This window comes from Longimicrobiaceae bacterium (assembly GCA_035936415.1).
Lineage (GTDB): Bacteria > Gemmatimonadota > Gemmatimonadetes > Longimicrobiales > Longimicrobiaceae > JAFAYN01.
Genome location: DASYWD010000093.1, coordinates 1 through 2,481, shown reverse-complemented (window position 1 = coordinate 2,481; position 2,481 = coordinate 1). Strand labels below are relative to the sequence as shown.

Here is a 2,481-nt window from a genome sequence, read left to right as displayed (position 1 = left end):
GTCCCCGCCCGCGGCCGCTCCCGCCCCGCAACGCGAGTGCGCACGGGGGATCCGGCGCCCGCGCCCCGCGGCTCCCGCCCGGTCCGATCCCTGCTCGGGGAGCACGGCGGAACCGAGCTTCGCCACGTCCACCGACCCGTCATGCGCCACCACTTCACCGTAGACGTAGAAGAGTACTTCCAGGTGTCCGCCATGGAGCCCTACGTCCCCCGCGATCGCTGGAGTGGGATCGAGAGCCGGGTGGAGCGGAGCACGCGGCTCATCCTGGAGCTCATGGCGGAGCGGGACGCGCGCGGCACCTTCTTCGTCCTGGGGTGGATCGCCGAGCGGCACCCCGGCCTGGTGCGCGAGATCGCGGAGGCGGGGCACGAGGTGGCCTCGCACGGGTGGGGGCACCGCCGGGTGACGCAGCTCACCCCGGACCAGTTCCGCCGCTCCGTGCGCGCCTCGCGCGAGGTGCTGGAGGACCTCGTCGGCGCGCCGGTGCTGGGGTACCGCGCGCCCAGCTTCTCCATCGCCGCCGGGTACGAGTGGGCGCTCGACGTGCTGCTGGAGGAGGGCTACCGCTACGACTCCAGCCGCTTCCCCGTCCGCCGCCGCGGGTACGGCTTCGCGGGCGGGGCGCGCGACCCCCACTGGCTGGAGCGCCCCTCCGGGCGGCTGGGAGAGGTGCCCCCGGCCACGCTCCTCGTGGGCGGGAAGAACCTCCCCGCCGGGGGCGGGGCGTACTTCCGCCTCTTCCCCTACGCGCTGGTGCGGGCCGCCTTCCGGGAGGCGGAGGCGCGGGGCGCCCCCGCCACCTTCTACATCCACCCGTGGGAGGTGGACCCGGAGCAGCCGCGCATCCCGGTGCCGCCGGCCACGCGGGTCCGGCACTACGGGGGGCTGCGCCGGACGGTGCCGCGGCTGCGGAGGCTGCTGGGCGAGTTCCGCTTCCAGCCGATCGCGGAGACCCTGGCCAGGGAGGCGGAGCCGTGCACGGCGCGCTGACGGCGCCCGCGGGCGCGCCGCCGGAGGTGCGCGAGGTCGCCGCGGAGGGGCCGGAGTGGGACGCCTTCGTGGCCGCGGCGGAGGGGAGCACCTTCTGCCACCTGGCCGGCTGGCGCGAGGTGATGGGCGACGTGATGGGCCACGAGTGCCGCTACCTGGCCGCGGTGGAGGCGGACGGCCGCTGGGTCGGGGTGCTCCCGCTGGTGCGGGTGCGGAGCCGGGTCCTGGGCCACTACCTCCTTTCCATGCCCTTCCTGAACGACGGCGGACCGCTGGGCGCACCCGCCGTGCGGCGGCTGCTCGGCGCCCGGGCGGTGGAGGAGGCGCAGCGGATGGGCGTGGACCTCCTGGAGCTGCGCACGCGCGAGCCGGTGGGCGGGGCCCTGGCGGAGTCGCGCCGCAAGGTCACCGTGCTCCTCCCCCTCCCGGACACCCCCGGGGAGCTGTGGGAGAAGGGGTTCCGCGCCAAGCTCCGCAGCCAGGTCCGGCGCCCCATGAAGGAGGGGCTGACCACGCGGTTCGGCGCGGAGGAGGTGGGGCCGTTCTACGAGGTGTTCGCGCGCAACATGCGCGACCTGGGCACCCCCGTGCTCCCGCGCGCCTGGTTCGAGCGGATCGCCCGCGTCTTCCCGGAGCAGGCCCTGTTCGGCACCGTGTACTCCGGCGCCACCCCCGTGGCGGCGGGGTGCGGCTTCGCGTGGGGGGGCGAGTTCGAGATCACCTGGGCCTCGTCGCTGCGCGAGTTCAACTCCGTCTCTCCCAACATGCTCCTCTACTGGGCGTTTATGGAGCGGGTGATCGGGCAGGGCGTGCGGGTCTTCAACTTCGGGCGGTGCACGCCGGGGGCGGGGACGCACCGCTTCAAGCTGCAGTGGGGCGGCCAGGACGTGCCGCTCCCCTGGGCGCAGTGGTCGGCGGGCGGGGTGGCCGCCACGCCCTCGCCGGACCGCCCGGTTTTCCGCCTGGCGACGGCGGCCTGGCAGCGCCTCCCGGTGCCGGTGGCGAACCTGGTGGGGCCGGCCCTCGCCCGGCGGCTCCCCTGAGCGCGGCGGCCGGGTGCTGAGACACCAGCTGGCGGTGTACTCGCCCGTGTCGCTCCGCGCGGGCGGGCGGGCCGCGGGCGACGCCCTCCCCTTCCGCGCGGACCCGCGCCGGCTCCTCCTGGAGGAGCTGCTGCGCGACTTCGCGGCGGACGCCGGGACGCTCTGCGGGAGCGGCACGCAGGCGCTGCAGCGGGCGCTGGAGGAGGCGAGGCGGATGCGCGGGGACGCCCCGGTGGCGCTCCCCGCCTTCACCTGCTACGACGTGGCTTCCGCCGCGGTGGGGGCGGGGGTGCGGGCGGCCCTCTACGACGTGGACCCGGCGACGCTCGCGCCGGATCTCGACTCGCTGGAGCGGGTGCTCTCCGCCGGGGCGGGCGCCGTGGTGGCGGGGCCGCTCTACGGCGTGCCGCTCCCCTGGGAGGAGCTCCGCGCGCTGGCGGACCGGCAC

Annotated in this window: 3 protein-coding genes; all 3 read left to right on the top strand. The window is 76.5% G+C overall.

Going from position 1 to position 2,481, the window contains the following annotated elements:
- Positions 1-141 precede the first annotated feature (141 nt).
- Positions 142-990, top strand: a complete 849-nt coding sequence (locus VGR37_03650; protein ID HEV2146490.1) for an XrtA system polysaccharide deacetylase — start codon at positions 142-144, stop codon at positions 988-990.
- Positions 975-2,033: a FemAB family XrtA/PEP-CTERM system-associated protein gene (locus VGR37_03645; GenBank protein HEV2146489.1), complete on the top strand. Its 1,059-nt coding sequence runs from the start codon at positions 975-977 to the stop codon at positions 2,031-2,033. The genes VGR37_03650 and VGR37_03645 overlap by 16 nt, the downstream gene beginning before the upstream one ends.
- A 13-nt stretch (positions 2,034-2,046) precedes the next feature.
- Positions 2,047-2,481, top strand: a 435-nt coding sequence (locus VGR37_03640) for a DegT/DnrJ/EryC1/StrS family aminotransferase (protein HEV2146488.1), incomplete at its 3' end; no start/stop codon positions are given.

Coding starts and splice junctions, on each gene's coding strand:
- VGR37_03650 (HEV2146490.1), top strand. CDS start 142: ATGCGCCACCACTTCACCGTAGACGTAGAAGAGTACTTCCAGGTGTCC.